The following is a 2624-nucleotide window of genomic DNA, read 5'->3' on the forward strand; positions in this document are numbered from 1 at the left end:
GAGGCCTGCCGCCAGCAGCGCCTCGAGCAAAGCGCCTACCGCTTCACCCGCAAGGACGTGCGCGATTACTGCGGCTGGGGCAACACCCAGCTCAAGGTGCATCTGGGCCGTCTGGAGGACATGGAATACCTGCTCATCCACGGCGGCGGCCGGGGCAAGAGCCTGTGCTACGAACTGCTGTACCAGGGCGAAGGCGAGCACGACAGCCCCTTCCTGCTGGGGCTGATCGACGCGCGCCAGTTGGGCGACGACCCGAACCCGTCGGGGGCGAAGGCGAAGCGGTCGGGGTCAAGTCGGCCCCGGGTCGGCCCCGAGTCGGGGGCCGGTCGGGGCGATGAAAACGGCGCCGAGGCCCGTCATGACGGGGCCCAGCCCACTCAGGCCGAGTCCGGCCCGACAAACGCCGTACCCGGCACAGGCCGGGTCAACGGTCGTAGTCATAGCCTCGCCACGCAACGGAGCAACGCGCAAGGACGCTGACCCATGCCGGCCCAACACGACGTCACCCATTACCCGCACATCATCAACCTCAACGACCCGCGGGGCCTGTACGCCCTGTCGCAGGCGTATCTGGAGCACCTGGCGGCGCGCCAGTACAGCGCCAGCACCCGCGCCATCCGCCAGCGCCAGTTGCTGTGGTTCCTGGAGTGGTGCGGCCAGCGCGGGCTGCTGCGCCCCGGCCAGATCACCAAGCCCATCCTGGCGCGCTACCAGCGCACCCTGTTCTACTACCGCAAGCCCAACGGCCAGCCGCTGAGCGCGAGAACCCAGCACAGCCACATCACCTCGCTGCGCCACTGGTTCCGCTGGCTGGTCAAGGAAGACTACCTGCCCACCAACCCGGCCTCCGGGCTGGAGCTGCCGCGCCTGCCCCGGCGCCTGCCCAAGACCGTGCTCAGCGAGTCCGAGGCCGAAAGCGTGCTGCGCCAGCCCGATCTCGACAGCCCCTGGGGCCTGCGCGATCGCGCCATCCTGGAGACCTTCTACAGCACCGGCATCCGGCGCACCGAGCTGACCCGCCTGGGCGTGGGCAGCGTGGACCGGGAGCGGGGCACGCTGATGGTCCACCAGGGCAAGGGCGGCAAGGACCGGCTGATCCCCATCGGCGAACGGGCCCTGGCCTGGATCGACCGCTACATGGACGAGGTCCGCCCGCAGCTCAGTTGCGCCCGAGACGGGGGCGTGCTGTTCCTGTCCCAGTACGGCGAGGCCATGAGCCCGGACGCGCTCAGCGAGCGCGTCAAGCGCTACGTCGAGCAGGCCAACCTGGGCAAGCAGGGCAGTTGCCACCTGTTCCGCCACACCATGGCCACGCTGATGCTCGAACACGGCGCCGACATCCGCTTCATCCAGGCCATGCTCGGCCATGCCAGCATCCAGGCCACCGAGATCTACACCCAGCTCAGCATCCATAAGCTCAAGGAAGTCCACCGCCTGACGCACCCGGCCAAGGCCAAACGCACCAAGACCGTGGACTGGGACGCGGAGCGCCTGCACGATACCGAGCCCGAGGCCAGCGAAGACGCGCTGTTCGCCACCTTAGCCGCCGAGTCCGGCGACGATGCCGACGACGACTGACCAGGACCGGCGAGTCCGTGCGCGCCCGAGCCCTCACTGGGAAGGGAACCGGTCGCTGCCGGTCCCATCAAGGCCTGTCACAGCCCTTCATGGGTCCGGCGGCGGCTCGTGTTGGCCGACCCCGCTCCCACGTGCGGCGGCGCCGCACTTGTCGCCGCCCCGGGCCCGGGGCTTAACCGCGCCAGCGCCATTGAACATAATGCAACAATTATGCGCCATGGCCCGGTCACGCCGGGAGGGCCCGGCGCCACCGGGCCACGGTTCGCTTCGCCGCATAACTGGCATTATGTGTAAATGCCGCTGGCGCTCTAAGGTCGCGGCGAAGCCGCGAGGATCGGTTGTTACCCCCGCCCTCCGGCGGTCCTGGCCCGGCGGCTCCAGCCGCGCCGCGTCTTGCGTGCCCGCCGGGCCAGGCCCGCCTCCCGTCCGCCCCCAAAGGGGGCTCCCCGGAGCCACACCGCACCCCAACGCCGTTGGGCTGGCTTGTCCGTCCAGGGTGGCACCGTGCTCGCCGCGTCAAGGGTTCGCTTCGCCGCTGCGCGCCCTTGACGCGGCTGCGCGCGATGCCCGGGGCAAGGGACAAGCCAGCCCAAAGGAGGACCACGGATGAAAAACCCAACCCACACGCTCACCCTCGAACTGCCGCAGGAGTTTATCGAGCTGTGCGAGCACGACGGCACCGACCCGGAAACCGTGCTGCGCGGCTTTATCGCCGATCTGTGCGAACTGCAGGACTGGGCCTGCGATCCACGCGACGATGGCTACACCAGCAACGGCAGTGACGAACGCCTGCGCGCCTGGGACTACTACGAACGCGTCGGCTACCCCTGGATCAACCAGCCCTAGCGGCCCCGCACGGCGGCCACCGGCCGCCGCTTCACCACCTCCCCCCTTAATCCCCCCGCAGGGGGGAATGGACACCTGCGGTGGCGCACTGGCACGCCAGTGCCCCATCCTCGGCGTCGCCGCTGAAAACCCCGCCGCTAAGGCGAAAAAGCGCCTCTGGGCTCAAAAGCGACCCCTTTAACGGGCGCTTCTTAAAACAA

Annotated in this window: 3 protein-coding genes; all 3 read left to right on the forward strand. The window is 69.1% G+C overall.

Annotated features, from left to right (window positions below):
• The coding region (locus tag AC1RQI_RS16555; protein WP_481905715.1) for a hypothetical protein at positions 1 to 480 on the forward strand (480 nt) is incomplete at its 5' end.
• Positions 481 to 483: 3 nt separating this feature from the next.
• Entirely contained in the window at positions 484 to 1578 is a 1095-nt protein-coding gene (gene xerC, locus AC1RQI_RS16560; RefSeq protein WP_481905716.1) for a site-specific tyrosine recombinase XerC, read from the forward strand.
• 606 nt (positions 1579 to 2184) lie between these two features.
• Positions 2185 to 2424 (forward strand): hypothetical protein, encoded by a 240-nt coding sequence (locus tag AC1RQI_RS16565; protein ID WP_481905717.1) that lies wholly within the window; start codon positions 2185 to 2187, stop codon positions 2422 to 2424.
• The last annotated feature ends 200 nt before the right edge of the window (positions 2425 to 2624 follow it).

It is taken from the genome of Salicola sp. AFF1 (assembly GCF_056783195.1).

Excerpts from the sequence above, each read along its gene's own strand:
- xerC (WP_481905716.1), top strand. The coding sequence starts at position 484 with ATGCCGGCCCAACACGACGTCACCCATTACCCGCACATCATCAACCTC.
- AC1RQI_RS16565 (WP_481905717.1), top strand. The coding sequence starts at position 2,185 with ATGAAAAACCCAACCCACACGCTCACCCTCGAACTGCCGCAGGAGTTT.